Source organism: Bacillus sp. Au-Bac7 (genome assembly GCF_021341655.1).
GTDB lineage: Bacteria > Bacillota > Bacilli > Bacillales > Cytobacillaceae > Niallia.
On record NZ_JAJTTG010000007.1, the window covers coordinates 1 to 17,867 of the forward strand.

A 17,867-nucleotide genomic window follows, 5' to 3' on the forward strand; every position below is an offset into this window, starting at 1 on the left:
ATGATTTTGAGTTATATGTTAGCAATTTGCTTCCATAGCTCAGCAGGTAGAGCACTTCCATGGTAAGGAAGAGGTCACCGGTTCGAGCCCGGTTGGAAGCTTAAAAAACAATAAAGGCCCATTGGTCAAGCGGTTAAGACACCGCCCTTTCACGGCGGTAACACGGGTTCGAATCCCGTATGGGTCACCAAATGGAGGATTAGCTCAGCTGGGAGAGCATCTGCCTTACAAGCAGAGGGTCGGCGGTTCGATCCCGTCATCCTCCACCATTTATAATATAATACAAGATTAAGATATGTGCCGATGTAGCTCAATTGGTAGAGCAACTGACTTGTAATCAGTAGGTTGGGGGTTCAAGTCCTCTCGTCGGCACCATTTATGAAACAATTCTTTCCAATATTACGGAGGGGTAGCGAAGTGGCTAAACGCGGCGGACTGTAAATCCGCTCCTTCGGGTTCGGCGGTTCGAATCCGTCCCCCTCCACCATTTTACAATTGGACATTAAGTCCTTTTATTTATTTTTGGGCTATAGCCAAGCGGTAAGGCAACGGACTTTGACTCCGTCACTCGTTGGTTCGAATCCAGCTAGCCCAGCCAAGAGCCATTAGCTCAGTTGGTAGAGCATCTGACTTTTAATCAGAGGGTCGCAGGTTCGAATCCTGCATGGCTCATCTGTAAAAACCAAGCATAAATTGCTTGGTTTTTTTTATGTTTTCTTATTTCAAAAAAATATGTAAGACATCAATTATGAGTAACTGTAATATGCTGTATAATGATTAAATTTCATTAATAATTTTCTTTCCAACTTGCTTTCATAAAGCTGTCGTACTTGTTTAACAACACGTCTAATTTAGCGCTTAAATCAATCACTTTAGGGTGCGAAAAAGAAGTGCGAGTTGCTAAATTAATCATCTGTTCACGATGTTCCTCAATATCTTTTAACAACTTTTGCTCACACATTGGCTTCACCCTCATTCATTAGTTAGTCTTCATTTTATCTGAAAAGAATAATATTGTCATGATTTTAACATAATATACCTAATTTTTATAACCAAATAACAAAAATTTTAAACATAACTTGTCATAATTTGTTAAAATAGTAGTAAAGTCATTCAAAAGTAGTAAATATACATATTATAAAAAAATGTGAAAAATAAATCTCCTGATAGTTGGACGGTTAAGCCTTTAGATAGACAACTTGACTATAATTATAAGTAGAAGTCACTAAACTCTTTTTTTTTGTACACAAATATGAGCACAGATTTATTTTAAGCAGATTTAGGAGGAATTTTTTAAAAAAATGAAACCTTATTCGCTATCGATACGTATTAATCGATTAGCCGCATTTAGAGCGGAGGTAAATAGATGGAAGCATTAGTTAAAAAGAGAATTAAGCAAGTAATAAAAGGGGATCAAAATGCCTTCGGTGACATAATTGACATCTACAAAGATAAGGTGTTCCAAATATGTTATCGGATGCTGGGGAATAGACATGAAGCGGAGGATATTTCACAAGAAGCCTTTCTTCGAGCATATGTTAATATAAACAGATTTAACATGGACTTGAAGTTTTCCACATGGCTTTATCGCATTGCAACTAATTTGTGTATTGACAGGATCAGAAAGAAAAAGCCAGATTATTATTTGGATGCTGAGGTACCTGGTACAGATGGTTTGAACATGTACTCGCAAATCTCTTCAGATTCGAGATTGCCAGAAGAAGATGTTGAAAGTCTTGAATTGCAAGCTTCAATACAACGTGAAATATCAAAACTGCCAGAGAAGTATCGTTCTGTAATTGTGCTAAAATACATTGAAGAACTGTCTCTGAATGAGATTAGCGAAATTCTAGAACTTCCTCTGGGAACGGTAAAAACTCGCATCCATAGGGGTAGAGAGGCTTTAAGAAAGCAATTACGGCATGTCTAATAAGAAGGTGAAATAATATGACTTGTTCATCAAAGGTTATAGAATATATGCATGAATATCTTGATGAGGAAATATCAGAACAAGATAAGCATCAGTTAAAAAAACACTTGGATGAATGTGAAGATTGTGCAATTCATTTTCATGAATTGAAAAAGACAATTGCACTTGTACAAAGCACATCTCATATACAGGCTCCAGTTAATTTTACGGAGAATGTGCTGGCACTGCTGCCGAAGGAAAAGAAGCAGGCTGTCTTTAAAAGATGGGTGCGTAATCATCCCATGTTTGCTGCAGCATCTTTATTTATTGTATTAATGATTTCAAGTCTCCTTTCCGCTTGGAATGAAAACCATGAATTTTCTGTTTCAAAACAGCCTAATTTGGTTGTTGAAAATGATACGGTTATTGTTCCTAAAGGAGAGGTAGTTGAGGGAGATATCGTAGTCCGAAATGGAAATATTAAGATAGAAGGACAAGTGAAAGGCGATGTCACCGTTATAAATGGAGAGAAGTATATGGCTTCTGCGAACCAGGTTACAGGTGAGATTGAGGAAGTTAATGAAGTCTTTGATTGGCTTTGGTACTACATCAAGTCAACATTCGATGATATCACGGACATATTTAAAGGTGAAGAAGCAAAGAATAGCCTCCCTGCATATTAATTGCAGGGATTTTTCATTCCTAACACTGATAAAAACGGAAGAAGCATCATATAATAAAACCAAGAATTTTCCAATGGTTTATAGAAACATCCTCCTGTTTTTTAAAATTAGTATGTCCTGATTGGTATTAAACACAAATGTGATATAATATGATAATTGTAGGTAAATAAAACAAGCAGCGATTGCTTATGAAATATATATGCTTTGGAGGAAGGAAAATGTCGTTTGCAGATTTCCCTTTTTTAAAATATTTAGCGAATACCGTAGACATTCTCCTTGTGTGGTATGTCATCTATAAAATCCTTATGATAGTAAAGGGTACAAAAGCTGTCCAATTATTAAAAGGAATCTTTGTTATCCTAATCGTGAAGCTGCTGAGTGATTATTTCAACTTGCAGACAATGGGAACAATGATGGAGCAAGTGATTCAGTGGGGAGCACTAGGGCTCATCATCATTTTCCAAGGAGAACTGAGAAGGGCACTCGAACAGCTTGGTAGAGGAAAGTTCTTTTCGCGAAGCGGAATACCGGAAGACCAAGCACAGCAACATGTGGTCGAATCCATTGTAAAAGCTGTTGATTATATGGCAAAACGGAGAATTGGTGCGCTTATCTCCATTGAAAGAGAGACAGGCATGAATGACTATATTGAAACGGGGATTTCATTAGATTCCAAAATATCTTCTGAGCTTTTGATTAACATCTTTATCCCAAACACTCCTCTGCACGACGGTGCCGTTATTTTGCAAAAAAATAATATAGCTGCAGCTGCCTGTTATCTTCCTTTGTCTGAGAGTCCTTTCATATCAAAGGAGCTGGGCACAAGGCATAGAGCTGCACTTGGCATCAGTGAGGTAACGGACAGCATTACTATTGTTGTTTCTGAAGAAACTGGAGCTATTTCTATTACCAAAAATGGCGACCTCCATCGAGATCTTAAATTGGAAGCATTTAAAGAACTATTGTCCAGTGCATTAATTGCACCTTCTGCCAAACATGCTTCCTCTGTTAAGTGGAGCTGGAAGGGGAAGAATAAATGAATAAGTTATTTGACAGAATCGGAGAAAGCAATTGGTTTATGAAGGTAATTGCCTTCGCTCTTGCGTTGCTATTGTTTTTATATGTATATGATGGAAATGATAACTCTAATGATGTGAATGTCCCAGGAACAGAGGATACTGGAGTAGTAAAGGATATGCCTGTAAAGGTCTACTATGATACAGAGAATCTTATCGTATCCGGAGTGCCGGAAACAGTGGATGTTACGCTGACAGGACCCACAGTCCATTTACAATCGGCAAGACTGCAAAAGAATTTTGAAGTGTATGTTGATTTGACTGATGCAGAAATTGGCACGAAAAAGGTTACCCTTCAGGTCAAAGATCTTTCTGATAAACTGAAAGCCGATATTGATCCTGACACTATTGAGGTAACTTTAAAAGAGAAAGTAACAAAAGAAGTAAGCGTAGAAGCTGAGTATAACAGCAGCTTGATTGCTAAGGGGTATTCAACTGGCTCGGCAACTGTCAGTCCTTCGACTGTAAAGGTTACAGGAGCTAAGGATGAAATTGAGAAGATAGCCTATGTCAAAGCAAATGTAGAGCTGGAAGAAGGAACTAGTAAGGATATAAGCCAAAAGGCCAAAGTATCTGTTTTAGATAGCAGTTTAAATAAATTGGATGTCGAAGTGGAACCAGAAACGGTGGATGTGAATATCCCTGTAACAAGAACAAGTAAAACAGTTCCAATCAATATTGTAGAAAAAGGTGATCCGCCATCCAATATTACCATTGACTCTATTACTTTAAACAAAACGGAAGCGACAATTTCCGGTCCAGAAGATATACTAAAAGAAGTGGACAGTACAAGAGTTGAAGTGGACTTAAGTGATATAGATAAGGATTCAAATATTGAACTTCCTGTAATTATTTCAAATGGCGTGACGGCTGTAGAACCGGAGCTTGTAACGGCCACTGTTAAAGTGACAGTTGGGAAGGATAGTGCAGATTCAGAGCAATCTTCCTCCTCAAGCGAAGATGATTCAGATGAAACAGCATCTGCAGAAGAACCGAGCACAAAAACAATCAGCGGTATACCTATTAACATACAAGGTCTGGGTGATGAGCTTGTGGCAGAAATAACAGACCCTGCTGATAAAAGCGCAAGTCTCGATGTAACTGGAGCAGATGAGATTGTTAAAGGCTTAGCAGCATCAGATTTTTCTCTGTATCTAGATCTGACCGGGATGTCTGCTGGTGAACATGAAGTACAGATAACGGTTGAAGGTCCTGATGAGATCAGCTGGGAGCTGGCAAAAGAGACAGCAAGTGTATCAATAACGGAAAAAGACGCTTAACATGGATAAAGATTTATATTAGTTAGAAGGAGCGATTTAGGAATGGGTAAATATTTCGGTACGGACGGAGTACGAGGAGTAGCAAATAGCGAACTGACACCTGAAATAGCATTTAAGCTTGGGAGATTCGGTGGTTTCGTCCTGACAAAAGATCAAGATCGGCCTAAAGTACTGATTGGCCGTGATACTCGTATTTCAGGCCATATGCTGGAAGGAGCCCTAGTAGCAGGATTGCTTTCCATCGGTGCGGAAGTAATGCGCTTAGGTGTTATTTCTACACCTGGGGTATCCTATTTGACAAAAGTTCTGGGAGCACAGGCCGGTGTAATGATATCCGCTTCCCATAACCCTGTTGCCGATAATGGCATTAAGTTTTTCGGTCCAGATGGCTTTAAACTTTCAGATGAACAAGAATTAGAAATAGAAGCATTGATTGATCAAGGTGTTGACTCATTGCCAAGACCAACTGGAGCAGATCTTGGACAAGTTAATGATTATTTTGAAGGTGGGCAAAAATACCTGCAGTTCCTGAAGCAAACTGTTGATGAAGAGTTTGACGGCATTCATGTTGCGCTTGACTGTGCACACGGAGCAACATCTGCTCTTGCTATGCATCTTTTTGCTGATTTGGATGCTGACATTTCAACAATGGGAGCATCTCCAAATGGATTAAATATAAATGACGGGGTAGGCTCTACTCATCCAGAAACTTTGGCGGAATTTGTGAAGGAAAAACAAGCGGATGTTGGTTTAGCTTTTGATGGGGATGGCGATCGCCTAATAGCTGTTGATGAAAAAGGTGAGATCGTTGATGGCGATCAAATCATGTATATTTGTGCTAAATATCTGAAAGAAACTGGCCGCCTTAAACAAGATACAGTCGTATCGACTGTAATGAGCAATTTAGGCTTTTATAAGGCGCTGGAGCAGCATGGAATTAATAGCATACCTACAGCTGTCGGTGACCGCTATGTAGTGGAGGAAATGCGTAAAAATGGTTATAATCTTGGCGGAGAACAGTCAGGCCATATTATTTTCCTTGATTTTAATACAACTGGTGATGGTCTGTTGACAGGTCTTCAACTTGTAAACATTATGAAGGCAACGAAAAAGCCGTTATCAGAGTTGGCAGGAGAAATGAAGAAGTTCCCGCAAAAGTTAGTGAACATTAGGGTGACTGACAAGTACCATGTGACAGATAATGAGCAGGTGAAGGAAGTCATCAGTAAAGTGGAAGAGGACATGAATGGCAACGGCAGAATTTTAGTTCGTCCTTCTGGAACGGAACCGCTTGTCCGCGTAATGGCAGAGGCTCCAACAAGCGAATTATGTGATGCATATGTTAATATCATTGCTGAAGTAGTAGAGAAGGAAATGGGCTTGAAAGAGCAGTAAGCAAGGTATTGTCACATTTTTTTAAATACTGAATAGGATAGAGGGTAAAGAAAATTCACTGGTTGAATCTTTCTTTATCCTCTTTTTTCATAAAAGTAAAATACCTTAACTATTAGTATTTGACGGATTATTTGAAAGTAAGGTATGATTAACTTGCTTTTGTGAAAAAAAGCAATATAAGAAAAGGGAGGGAGAAAAAGAAAGTAAAATTTCATAAAGCGCCTGAACTAGCAGTGGACGAAACTTATGCTAGTTGACGAGGAGGAGGTTTATCGATATTTCGGCGGATGCCTCCCGGTTATAGCAAATCGTGAGCTTTATTTTAAAACATTAAGGTAACTTAATGGACAAAGAATAGGGCATGCTAACATAAAGATTAATTATAAACATTACAGAGATAGGGGAGCAAGTTTGTCCCCTAAGAAGACTTCTTGCTCCCCTAGAACGGAGGAAAAGAAGTATGTGTGGAATAGTTGGTATTATTGGAAACCAGGATGCAAAAGAGATTTTATTAAAAGGGCTTGAAAAGCTTGAATATAGAGGATATGATTCTGCAGGTATTGCCTTAAGCAATGCGGACGGAGTACAGGTATTTAAAGAAAAAGGCAGAATTGCAGATTTGCGCAGCATTGTGGATGAAACAGTGTTTGCTGATACAGGAATCGGCCATACACGCTGGGCAACACATGGTGTGCCAAGCAGATTGAATGCACATCCGCATAAAAGTGCGTCTGGTCGTTTTACCATTGTTCATAATGGAGTAATTGAGAACTACGATCTGTTAAAAAAGGAATACTTGCCAGAAGTTGAAATGAAAAGTGATACAGATACAGAAGTAGTTATTCAATTAATTGAACAAATTGTTGAGAGCGGCAAAGATGTTAAAGCAGCATTTGTGCAAACGTTGAAGATGCTAAAAGGTTCTTATGCTTTTGCTCTATTGGATGAGCAAAACAAAGATGTAATTTATGTTGCTAAAAACAAAAGTCCCCTTTTAGTCGGATTGGGAGAAGACTTCAACGTAGTAGCGAGCGATGCAATGGCAATGCTGCAAGTGACAGACCAATATGTTGAACTAATGGATAAAGAAATTGTTCTAGTTTCAAAGGACAGAGTAGTAATTGAGACTTTAAACGGAGAAGTTATTTCCCGGGAAGCTTATACAGCTGAATTGGACGCAAGTGACATTGAAAAAGGAACTTATCCTCATTACATGTTGAAGGAAATTGACGAGCAGCCGCTTGCTATTCGTAAAATCATTCAACAATACAGAGATGAAGATGGGAAGCTTACAATTGATCCTGCTATAATAGATGCAGTAAAAGCAGCAGATCGCCTATATATCATTGCAGCAGGAACTTCTTATCATGCAGGTCTGCTAGGCAAACAATTTATTGAAAGCTTAGCTAAGATTCCGGTAGAGGTTCATGTAGCTAGTGAATTCGGATACAATATGCCATTGCTTTCTGAAAAACCATTGTTCATTTTCATTACGCAAAGTGGTGAAACAGCTGATAGCAGAGCTGTGCTTGTGCAAGTGAAGGAGCTTGGTTATCCAGCAATCACTATCACAAATGTTCCTGGTTCTACACTGTCTCGTGAAGCAGACCACACATTGCTGCTGCATGCAGGTCCTGAAATCGCGGTTGCTTCCACAAAGGCATATACTGCGCAGATGGCAGTATTGTCTATACTTGCTGAAGTAACAGGCAGAAGCAAGGGCTATGACAGCAGCTTTGACTTAGTGCATGAGCTAGGCATCATTGCAAATGCAATGGAAGTTGTCTTTGAGCAAAAAGACGAACTTGAAACGATTGCTAGAGAATATCTATCTACAACAAGAAATGCATTCTTTATTGGCCGCGGAATTGATTATTATGTTGGTCTAGAAGGTGCGCTTAAGCTTAAAGAAATCTCTTACATCCAGGCAGAAGGCTTTGCAGGCGGGGAATTAAAGCATGGTACGATTGCTTTAATTGAAGAAGGAACGCCAATCATTGCTTTAGCAACACAGGAAAGTGTTAACTTGAGCATACGCGGAAATGTTAAAGAAGTGGTAGCACGCGGTGCTAATCCGTGCATCATCTCCATGAAAGGCTTGGAGATGGACGGCGACCGTTTTATCGTTCCGGCTGTGCATGAGTTATTGACACCCCTTATCTCTGTATTACCGCTGCAGCTTATTTCTTATTATGCAGCACTTCATAGAGACTGTGATGTTGATAAGCCGCGTAACTTGGCTAAATCTGTTACAGTTGAATAAATAGATAAAAGTAAACCCTATAGACTAATTTGTCTATAGGGTTTATTTATTTTAAAAATCTAGTAAAAGGGCCTGCTTGAATTTGGTTCAAAAAGAAACAATTGACAGAAAAATAAAAAAGAATTATTATTATTGAGAATGATAATCATTGTAAAATGTGATGAATATGACTTTTTCAATAATTCTTGATCACTTTTTGCTCTATTAAACTTTCATAATACATAATAAGAGGGGACCTAGATATGCATATAAAACGCAATAAGTCATTTCTTCAGTTACTATTATTTTCAATTATTGCAATCTTAGTATTAGCAGGTTGTTCTAATTCATCATCAAATGATTCTGATAATGAGGAATCTGCTTCTTCCGATTCAGATTCCCAATATCCGATTACAATAAAACATGCTTTAGGTGAAGCAGTTATTGAAAAAAAACCAGAACGTGTTGTTACTATTCAATGGGGAAATCAAGATGTTGCTTTAGCTCTTGGTGTAGTGCCTGCAGGATTCTCAGCAGCAAACTTTGGGGTACAGGATGACAGTGGTCTGCTTCCATGGACTGCAGAGAAGCTAGAAGAGCTTAATGCAGAAAACCCTAATGTTTTCCAAGATACTGACGGTCTTGATTTTGAGGCTATTTCAGATGCAAAACCAGACGTTATTCTTGCTGCTTACTCTGGTATTACGCAAGAAGATTATGATACCCTTTCTGAAATCGCTCCCGTTGTTGCATACCCAAAAGCAGCTTGGGCTACAACATGGCGTGAACAAGTGGAACTGAATGCAACAGGTATGGGAATGAAAGAAGAAGGCGAACAGCTTATTACAGATGTTGAGGATATGATTAAAGAGAAATTGACTAAATACCCTCAAATTGAAGGTAAAAAAGTAGTTTGGGTAAACTTCTCAGCTGATGACTTATCTAAGCTTCATTTATATACACCGGTTGACTCCCGTGTTGCTTTCTTGAAAGAACTTGGACTTGATTATCCAGACAGTGTTAAAGATTTAATTACAGACCCTAACAGTTATTCTCTAGAGTTAAGTGCGGAAAATGTAGAAGCACTTAATGATGCTGATGTAATTGTAGGTTACGGTAACGACGATTTATATAACGCAATTAAGGCAGACCCATTACTTGGAAACATCCCTGCTGTAAAAAGAGGTTCAGTAGCATTTATTGCAAGTGATACACCATTGGTTGCAGCGGGAACACCAACTCCGCTTTCAATCGAATACACTATTGATGAGTATTTAGAGCTAATTGGCGGAGCTATCGATAAGATCAATGAATAGTTTCTCCGCTTCAAAAGTTAAACAGATGGACCTGCATGTTCCCAGAAACTTTAAGCTAGTTATTGTTTTGTCCATTATATTATTAATCGCCAGTATTATTGCTTCTCTCTCCTTTGGGGCTCGTGTGGTCAGCTTTCAAGACATAATGGACGGATTGTTTAGTCAGAATAAAGATTCCTTTGCGGCAAATATTGTGCGTAAGCGTCTGTCCAGAACGATTTTTAGTTTATTATGCGGAGCTGCATTAGGAGTATCTGGAGCGCTAATGCAAGCTATTACGCGCAATCCGCTTGCAGATCCTAGCATACTTGGAGTAAATACTGGAGCAGCATTATTTGTTGTTTGTGGACTGGCATTCTTTAATATTAGTACAGCAAATCAATATATATGGTTTGCTTTAATAGGAGCAGCATTAACAGCAGCATTTGTTTTTGGAATTGGTTCAATGGGACGAGGGGGAGCAACACCAATAAAGCTTGTATTGGCGGGAGCTGCAACAACTGCAGCTCTCTCTTCCCTTGTAACGGCTATTTTGATACCTAATTCTTATGCTATGGATCAATTCAGATTCTGGCAAGTAGGCAGTGTTGGTTCAGGAACTTGGGATTCTATTACAACATTTCTTCCTTTTCTGGCAATTGGTCTAATCATCGCCTTTATTTCGGCACCAGCATTGAATGCTCTTGCACTAGGAGACGATGTTGCATCAGGACTTGGCGTCAGACCAGGACTTTTACGTCTTGGGGCGGCTGTTGGCGGTGTGATATTATGTGGAGCAGCTACTGCGTTAGCAGGTCCAATTGGCTTTATTGGACTTTTATCTACACATGTTATGCGGCTAATACTTGGTCCAGATGTACGATTTACCATTCCGATGTCCGCAATTGCAGGGGCAATTATATTAACGTTCTCTGATGTAATTGGACGTCTTGTTGCCAGTCCTGGAGAACTAGAAGTTGGTGTTGTCACTGCATTTATAGGGGCACCAATACTCATCATATTAGCAAAGAAATCGAAAGTGCGGTCATTATGAAAAATCAATCTAGTGAAGTTAACTTTATTATGACAGGCATCCGCAAAAGACGGCGTCGATGGATACAAGTTACTAGCTTACTGCTTCTGCTGACTTGTATTCTTTGCTGCGCAATGCTTTTATTGGGTAACACAATCTATCCCATCCAAGAAGTTATTCGAACACTTTCAGGGGAAAAAATTGCAGGTGTTTCTTTTGCAGTCAATACGATACGTTTACCAAGAATGGTTGCAGGTCTTTTTGCAGGCTTTGCCTTTGGTGTTGCTGGCTATATATTTCAAACAATGCTGCGCAATCCACTTGCAAACCCAAATGTTCTAGGAATAACATCTGGCTCAAGTGCTGCAGCTGTTCTGTGTATCACTATGTTTCATACGAGCAATGCAGTTGTGTCTATTGCTTCTGTTATTGCAGGTCTTGTAACTGTTATTTTTATGTACGTATTATCCCGAGGGAAATCTTTCTCTATTGGACGCTTAATTCTTATTGGAATAGGAATACAGGCTATACTTGATGCCGTAATATCTTATCTTTTGTTAATCAGTTCGCAGCAGGATATTCCAGCAGCACTTAGGTGGCTTAATGGAAGTTTGAATGGCTCTCGGATGGAAGAGCTGCCGCCGCTGATAATTACGGTCATTCTATTTACGCCAATTGTTCTATTGTTAGGCAGACACTTGAATATTTTAGAACTTGGTGAGCAAATGGCAACTTCCCTTGGTGTTGCTGCTGGTAAGACAAGGGTTTTACTTATTGTAAGTTCTGTTTTTATGATTGCTATTGCGACATCAACGACAGGTCCGATTGCATTTGTCTCCTTTCTTGCAGGTCCGATTGCTAATAGATTAGTAGGCGCGAGTTTCTCTAATATTTTACCAGCAGGTCTTGTAGGAGCCAGCTTAGTGTTAGCGGCAGATTTAATTGGCCAATTTGCTTTTGAGTATCGGTTCCCGGTAGGGGTAATAACTGGATTGCTAGGAGCGCCGTATTTAATCTTGCTGTTAATCCGAATGAATCGAAAGGGAGAATTGTAATGGAAACAATACATGATTTTCGGGCGGAAAAGTTAATAGCAGGCTATGAAAATAAAATGATTTTAAACGAGATAGAGCTGAAGATTCCGAGCAACAAAATCAGCGTTATAATCGGAGCTAACGGCTGCGGAAAATCGACTCTTCTAAAAACTCTTGCCAAGTTGATAAAACCTTCATCTGGTCAAATTACGCTTGATGGGAAAGCAATCAGCAAAATTCCACCAAAGCAATTAGCGAGAGTTTTAGGTATCTTACCGCAATCTCCTGTAGTCCCAGAAGGTATTACAGTAGCAGATTTAATCGGTCGTGGACGGTTTCCGCACCAATCCTTGCTAAGCGGCTGGTCGAAGAAGGACTATGAAGCAGTTGCAGAAGCAATGGAAATTATGAATATAACAGAATTTGCAAATCATGATATTGATGAACTTTCAGGCGGTCAAAGGCAGCGAGTTTGGATTGCGATGGCGCTGGCACAGCAAACGGATATATTATTTCTTGATGAGCCGACCACTTTTTTAGATATTACGTATCAAGTAGAAATCTTAGATTTGTTAACAGACCTTAATCGTAAGTACGGGACGACAATTGTAATGGTTCTTCATGATATAAACCTGTCAGCTCGTTATGCAGATTATATTTTTGCCCTTGAAAAAGGAAAGCTGGTAGGAGAAGGCAAGCCTTCCGAGATAATTACTAGTACATTAGTGAAAGATATATTTGGACTCAATTGTACAGTAATTAGTGATCCAGTTTCCGCTACTCCTTTAGTTGTGCCTAAAGGCAGATACCATGTTAAGGAATAATAATTTTAAAAAGCCCTCAAGTTTATAATAAAACTTGAGGTTTTTTTTCAGCAGTTAATGCTCTTAGGGCTTGCTGCTTATTTTAATCGTAAAGAAATATTTTAAGAGGATATTCGCATTGCGTAGCGAAAATGTTGATAGGAAAACATCTTTAAAAGAGGAGGAATAGGAATGTCTTTAAACAAATACGGTGTGCTAAAGGGGAAGGTTATAAACACGATGTTGGGAAGCGGTGATTCTCCTCATTATCAGATTCATATAAAGGATGATGAAGGTGTTGATTACCGGATTGCTGTTAATATTAAGTCACAAGCGTATCCTTCAGAAGTACTTTTTTATGTGGGAGAGGACTTTAATTCTGACGATATCTCCAAGCTGCCTGCGCTTAAGTCTGGTTTTACACTTATAAAAAATAATGAACCTGATCTTGCGCTTGATTATGTTAGAGGCAATCTATTTGATCCTAAAAAAATGGTTCCCCTTCCAGCAGATCTTGATGGGGAAGATAATGACCTCAATGAGAAGATGCAGCGTTATGTGAAAGAGGCGCTGGAGAAGGAGGCTGTCATTTATGCTTTTGGGGAAAGATGGGGCCCAGAGGAGAATAAAGCAGATCAGTACTTTAAATTTAAGCCGGGAAACGGCATTCATGATATTCATATGAATCAAGGTAATGTTGGAAGATGGAAAAAGGATAATGGAGCATGGCAGGACGGTGGCATCCTTATCCATTTTGAAAAAGAAAATCGTTGGGCAGCTATCTTCCTTGCCTTTCAATCACAGTCATGGTGTACAGATGATAACGGACATGCGCTTAAGCCTGTGGAGGAATGCAGTTATTTATCGGTAAAATAGGGGGCGGCACAAATCAGAACAGAACAGGAAATGCTTGAGCTTATCCTTGGATATGCTAAAAGGGATGATAGAATTAGAGCAGTGTATATGAACGGCTCCAGAACAAATCCAAATGTGAAAAAGGATATCCTGCAGGATTATGATTTCGTTTATGTTGTCACAGAAACAGGCTCCTTTCTTTCGGATGAGTGCTGGATACAGGTGTTTGGCAATCTTATTATGCTTCAGGAGCCTGATAAAATGGATTTGGCTGCTGGACGTAAGGCTGACGTCAGCCAATCATACGGATATTTAATGTTGTTTACCGACGGCAATCGGATTGATCTTCATCTTGAAACAAAAGAGTCGATGCAAAAACATTACGGGTCTGATTCTCTCACTGTGCCCTTATTGGATAAGGACGGCATCCTTCCGAAAATTAATTCTGCTTCTGACAGGAGCTATCATGTAAAGGCACCGTCAGATATTCAATATCAGCATGTATGCAATGAATTTTGGTGGTGCCAACAGAATGTTGCAAAGGGAATATGGCGGAAGGAGCTGCCATATGCAAAAAACATGGCAGAAACAATTGTGAGACCAATGCTTGATGAAATGATTTCCTGGTGGATTGGTATTCACCATGATTTCAGAGTGTCGACAGGAAAGATGGGGAAATATTTTGGAGAATATTTGCCAGAGGAATATTGGCGTATGTATAAACAAACTTATACAGACAGTAATGATGAGAGCTTGTGGCAAGCCTTGTTTATGATGAGTGATTTATTCAGGCATCTTGGAGCAGCTGTGGCCACACACTTACATTATCGTTATCCTCTTGAAGAAGATCAAGCGATGACAAAATACTTGGAGCGCATCAGAAGCATGGCAGCAGATGCTAAGCATATATTTTAGCTGTTGATTGGACTTCCTTTTTGATTTCCATTTCTATATAGTTAAGTATAAAAAGAGGTGCGCACAGGTATAAAAGGGCTAGCTTCTGTGTTGTAGGGGGAATACTATCATGAGAAAATACAGGACATTGCTGTTTGATATTGATGACACATTATTGGATTTTGCAGCGGCAGAGCAAGAATCATTGCGCATGTTGCTGGAAAGCCAAGGTATTCAATATAGTACAGATAACCATAACAAATATTCACAAATTAACCGCCGCTTATGGGCAGCCTTTGAGGACGGCAAGATTTCGCGAGAGGAATTATTCAGTACACGATTCAGCCTGCTGTTTAAAGAGCTGGGGAAAGTGGTGGATGGCATGCAGCTGGAAGAGCATTACCGCAGAGGTCTTAGTGAGGGACATCAGCTTATTGCTGGTGCACTGGAGCTTATTCAGGAGCTGCAGAATGAATTTGACTTGTATATTGTTACAAACGGTATTTCCAAAACACAGGATAGACGTTTAAAGCTGTCAGGCTTGTTCTCATCCTTTAAAGCTGTATTTGTATCTGAGGATACAGGATATCAGAAGCCGATGAAGGAGTTTTTTGATTTCGTATTTGAGCGCATACAAAATTTGACATTAAATGAAACGTTGATTATCGGTGATTCTTTAAGTGCAGATATTAAGGGCGGCATTTTAGCTGGTATTGATACATGTTGGGTTAATCCGAAGGGGATTGCAAATACTACGGAGTGGAAGCCTACTTATGAGATTAAGAGTCTTTCTGAGCTGTATAACATACTTGAGGTTAACAGAAAATAAAATCAGTACAAAATTTGGGAAGTCATCTAAAGTGCAGATGACTTCTTTTCTATAATCAAACTATTTGAAGTTATGATAAGGAGAATGAGACAATCTATATAAGGTATAAAAAAGGAGGAGCTAAAATAGTGAAAGTGTTAGTTGTAGGAGCAAATGGAAAAATAGGCAAACAGCTTGTAGACTTGTTGCAGAATGAGAACAAACATGCCGTGCGGGCTATGGTCCGTTCTGAGGAGCAAAGTGAGGCATATGCCAACAAAGGCATTGAAACAGTTTTAGCTAATCTTGAGGGAAGCGTGGATGAGCTGGCCGAAGCTATGAAAGGCTGTGATGCCATCGTGTTTACAGCTGGTTCAGGTGGAAGCACTGGGGCGGATAAAACATTGTTAATCGATTTAGATGGTGCAGTGAAAACTGTGGAAGCAGCCGAAAAGGTGGGAATTGACCGCTTTATCATGGTTAGTGCCTTACAGGCTCATAAGAGAGAAAATTGGAATGAGCATATTTTACCTTATTACGTTGCAAAGCATTATGCAGACCGCATGCTGCTCGCCAGCAATCTCAATTACACAATCATTCGGCCTGGAGGACTTACGGATGAGACTGCAACAGGAAGGATACAGCTTGGGGAAAATTTAACTAGAGGCTTTATTCCAAGGGGAGATGTCGCAAAAGTTATCGCCGCGTCTCTTGATGATTCAAGAACATATAAGCGTTCCTTTGATTTAGTTTCAGGTGAAGAGCAATTGCCGGAAGCCTTTAATCAACTAGCATGAAAAAAACCGAGATAGGAACAACCTATCTCGGTTTTTGCTTATACTGCATGGAAGTTTGTTCCGTCTGTCACTGCTTTAACAACACCAGCACGAATGACGAAGTCACCAAAGTGTTCGCCTTCTAATCTTTCTTTTGCGTAGCGCGGCAGAAGAACACCAAGCTCGCTTAAAATATCTTCTTCTCCGACATTTTCACGATAAAGCTTGCTCAATCTGCTTCCGTTAAAGGCTGCGCCAAGATACATGTTATATTTGCCAGGACCTCTTCCGATAAATGCGATTTCAGCGATTGTGTGTCGAGCACATCCATTAGGGCAGCCTGTCATGCGAATAGTAATTTCTTTATCATGTAAGCCATTCGCATCGACGATTTCTTCAATCTTATCGATTAGGCGCGGCAAGTAGCGCTCAGCCTCTGCCATTGCAAGACCGCATGTCGGCAAAGAAACACAAGCAAGAGAGTTTCTGCGCAATGCAGAGAAATGCTTGCCATCTAATAGACCATACTGTTCGATTAGTTCTGTAATTTTTTTCTTATTTTTCGTTGATATATTAGCAATGATTAAGTTTTGGTTAGCTGTAAGACGGAAATCACCTGTATGGATTTTCGCAATTTCACGCAAGCCTGTCATCAGCTTGTAGTCATCAAAGTCTTTAATACGTCCGCCTTCTACAAACAGGGTGAAATGCCATTTCCCTTTAACACCTTTTTCCCAGCCATATCTGTCGCCATTATGATCAAAATGGAATTCCCTTGTTTCCTGTAAATCCCAGCCGAGGCGATACTCTAATTCTGCTTTAACATTTTCTAAGCCGAGGCGATCGACAGTATATTTAAAACGGGCATTTTTACGCACAGAGCGGTTTCCGTAGTCACGCTGGATGGTAATTACTTTTTCTGCAACTTCTAAAACTTGCTCAGGCTCACAGAAGCCAATAACCTTCCCGAGCTGTGGATACGTTTCTGTATCTCCATGTGTCATACCCATGCCGCCGCCGATGGAAATATTGAAACCAACCAATTTCCCTTCTTCAACAATCGCGATAAAGCCAAGATCTTGTGAGTATACATCCACATCATTAGAAGGAGGGACAGCTACCCCGATTTTAAACTTTCTTGGCAAGTAAACAGGACCGTACATTGGCTCTATTTCTTCATCCACTGTTGGAGAAGAAGCGACTTTTTCTTCATCAAGCCAGATTTCATGATAGGCACGAGTCCGAGGAAGAAGGTAATCGCTCAATCTCTGTGACCAGTTGAATACCTCTTCGTGAACTTCCGACTGATAGGGATTTGGATTACACATAACGTTACGGTTAACGTCACCGCAAGCTGCTATTGTATCAAGCATCGATTGGTGAATTTCCTGGATAGTGCTCTTCATATTCCACTTCAGAATACCATGCATTTGAAATGCCTGACGCGTTGTAAGCTTCAATGTTTGGTTACCATAACGCTGGGCAAGGTCATCCATTTTCAGCCATTGCTCAGGTGTTGCGATACCTCCAGGAGTTCGAACGCGAAGCATGAATTGATAAGCAGGCTCTAATTTTTGCTTTTGACGTTCATTCCGAAGGTCGCGATCATCCTGCAGATAACTTCCATGGAATTTCATTAGCACGTTATCATCATGTGGAATCCCTGATGTCAGAGGTTCCTGCATCGTGTCTGCTAAGCTTCCGCGCAAATAGTTACTGTCTATTTTTAGTTGCTCATTTGGAGAGGGTGGTCCTTCTGGTGCTGTTAATACTGGTCTAGCCAT

The 17,867-nt window shown here is 39.8% G+C and carries 16 protein-coding genes and 7 tRNA genes; 21 read left to right on the forward strand and 2 right to left on the reverse strand.

What is annotated here, in order from left to right:
- Positions 1-28 precede the first annotated feature (28 nt).
- The 7 genes from LXM54_RS18915 (at position 29) to LXM54_RS18945 (ending at position 672) form a co-directional block, all read left to right on the forward strand.
- Positions 29-101 (forward strand) — tRNA-Thr (locus tag LXM54_RS18915).
- Between the two features lie 14 nt (positions 102-115).
- A tRNA-Glu gene (locus LXM54_RS18920) sits at positions 116-190 on the forward strand.
- Between the two features lie 3 nt (positions 191-193).
- A tRNA-Val gene (locus LXM54_RS18925) sits at positions 194-269 on the forward strand.
- A 30-nt stretch (positions 270-299) separates the two neighbouring features.
- A tRNA-Thr gene (locus LXM54_RS18930) sits at positions 300-375 on the forward strand.
- 28 nt (positions 376-403) lie between these two features.
- A tRNA-Tyr gene (locus tag LXM54_RS18935) sits at positions 404-487 on the forward strand.
- 36 nt (positions 488-523) lie between these two features.
- Positions 524-598: transfer RNA gene (locus LXM54_RS18940), tRNA-Gln, on the forward strand.
- Position 599: 1 nt separating this feature from the next.
- Positions 600-672 (forward strand) — tRNA-Lys (locus LXM54_RS18945).
- A gap of 115 nt (positions 673-787) precedes the next feature.
- On the opposite strand, the gene LXM54_RS18950 is transcribed toward LXM54_RS18945, so the two are convergent.
- On the reverse strand, positions 788-961 hold the full coding sequence (locus LXM54_RS18950) for an aspartyl-phosphate phosphatase Spo0E family protein (protein WP_192486552.1): 174 nt from the start codon (positions 959-961) through the stop codon (positions 788-790).
- 405 nt (positions 962-1,366) lie between these two features.
- Between LXM54_RS18950 and sigW the strand changes: the two genes are divergently transcribed.
- The 14 genes from sigW to LXM54_RS19020 all read left to right on the forward strand — a co-directional run bounded on the left by sigW (position 1,367) and on the right by LXM54_RS19020 (position 16,104).
- The gene (gene sigW, locus LXM54_RS18955) at positions 1,367-1,930 is read left to right on the forward strand and encodes an RNA polymerase sigma factor SigW (protein ID WP_192486551.1); all 564 of its coding nucleotides are present in this window, start codon (positions 1,367-1,369) and stop codon (positions 1,928-1,930) included.
- A gap of 17 nt (positions 1,931-1,947) precedes the next feature.
- Positions 1,948-2,592 carry an anti-sigma factor family protein gene (locus tag LXM54_RS18960; protein WP_192486550.1) on the forward strand — a complete coding sequence of 215 codons (645 nt, stop codon included), beginning with the start codon at positions 1,948-1,950 and terminating at the stop codon, positions 2,590-2,592.
- 218 nt (positions 2,593-2,810) lie between these two features.
- On the forward strand, positions 2,811-3,632 hold the full coding sequence (cdaA, locus tag LXM54_RS18965) for a diadenylate cyclase CdaA (protein WP_192486549.1): 822 nt from the start codon (positions 2,811-2,813) through the stop codon (positions 3,630-3,632).
- Complete coding sequence (locus tag LXM54_RS18970; RefSeq protein ID WP_233316813.1) at positions 3,629-4,948, forward strand: CdaR family protein; 1,320 nt, start codon at positions 3,629-3,631, stop codon at positions 4,946-4,948. The genes cdaA and LXM54_RS18970 overlap by 4 nt, the downstream gene beginning before the upstream one ends.
- 42 nt (positions 4,949-4,990) lie before the next feature.
- Positions 4,991-6,343 carry a phosphoglucosamine mutase gene (gene glmM, locus LXM54_RS18975; RefSeq protein ID WP_233316814.1) on the forward strand — a complete coding sequence of 451 codons (1,353 nt, stop codon included), beginning with the start codon at positions 4,991-4,993 and terminating at the stop codon, positions 6,341-6,343.
- 460 nt (positions 6,344-6,803) lie between these two features.
- Positions 6,804-8,606, forward strand: coding sequence for a glutamine--fructose-6-phosphate transaminase (isomerizing) (glmS, locus tag LXM54_RS18980; protein ID WP_233316815.1), 1,803 nt, complete (start codon positions 6,804-6,806; stop codon positions 8,604-8,606).
- A gap of 242 nt (positions 8,607-8,848) precedes the next feature.
- Positions 8,849-9,901, forward strand: a complete 1,053-nt coding sequence (locus tag LXM54_RS18985) for an iron-siderophore ABC transporter substrate-binding protein (protein WP_233316816.1) — start codon at positions 8,849-8,851, stop codon at positions 9,899-9,901.
- Positions 9,894-10,934, forward strand: a complete 1,041-nt coding sequence (locus tag LXM54_RS18990) for a FecCD family ABC transporter permease (RefSeq protein ID WP_233316817.1) — start codon at positions 9,894-9,896, stop codon at positions 10,932-10,934. The genes LXM54_RS18985 and LXM54_RS18990 overlap by 8 nt, the downstream gene beginning before the upstream one ends.
- Positions 10,931-11,968: a FecCD family ABC transporter permease gene (locus tag LXM54_RS18995; protein ID WP_233316818.1), complete on the forward strand. Its 1,038-nt coding sequence runs from the start codon at positions 10,931-10,933 to the stop codon at positions 11,966-11,968. Before LXM54_RS18990 ends, LXM54_RS18995 begins: the two co-directional genes overlap by 4 nt.
- Positions 11,968-12,771 (forward strand): ABC transporter ATP-binding protein, encoded by an 804-nt coding sequence (locus LXM54_RS19000; RefSeq protein WP_233316819.1) that lies wholly within the window; start codon positions 11,968-11,970, stop codon positions 12,769-12,771. The genes LXM54_RS18995 and LXM54_RS19000 overlap by 1 nt, the downstream gene beginning before the upstream one ends.
- A gap of 171 nt (positions 12,772-12,942) precedes the next feature.
- Entirely contained in the window at positions 12,943-13,626 is a 684-nt protein-coding gene (locus LXM54_RS19005) for a DUF2278 family protein (RefSeq protein ID WP_233316820.1), read from the forward strand.
- Positions 13,627-13,638: 12 nt separating this feature from the next.
- Positions 13,639-14,520, forward strand: a complete 882-nt coding sequence (locus LXM54_RS19010) for an aminoglycoside 6-adenylyltransferase (protein WP_233316932.1) — start codon at positions 13,639-13,641, stop codon at positions 14,518-14,520.
- Positions 14,521-14,629: 109 nt separating this feature from the next.
- A complete protein-coding gene (locus tag LXM54_RS19015; RefSeq protein WP_233316821.1) occupies positions 14,630-15,328 on the forward strand; it encodes a YjjG family noncanonical pyrimidine nucleotidase in 699 nt (232 codons plus the stop codon).
- A 128-nt stretch (positions 15,329-15,456) separates the two neighbouring features.
- The gene (locus LXM54_RS19020; RefSeq protein ID WP_233316822.1) at positions 15,457-16,104 is read left to right on the forward strand and encodes an SDR family oxidoreductase; all 648 of its coding nucleotides are present in this window, start codon (positions 15,457-15,459) and stop codon (positions 16,102-16,104) included.
- A gap of 38 nt (positions 16,105-16,142) precedes the next feature.
- On the opposite strand, the gene cysI is transcribed toward LXM54_RS19020, so the two are convergent.
- A complete protein-coding gene (cysI, locus tag LXM54_RS19025; protein ID WP_233316823.1) occupies positions 16,143-17,867 on the reverse strand; it encodes an assimilatory sulfite reductase (NADPH) hemoprotein subunit in 1,725 nt (574 codons plus the stop codon).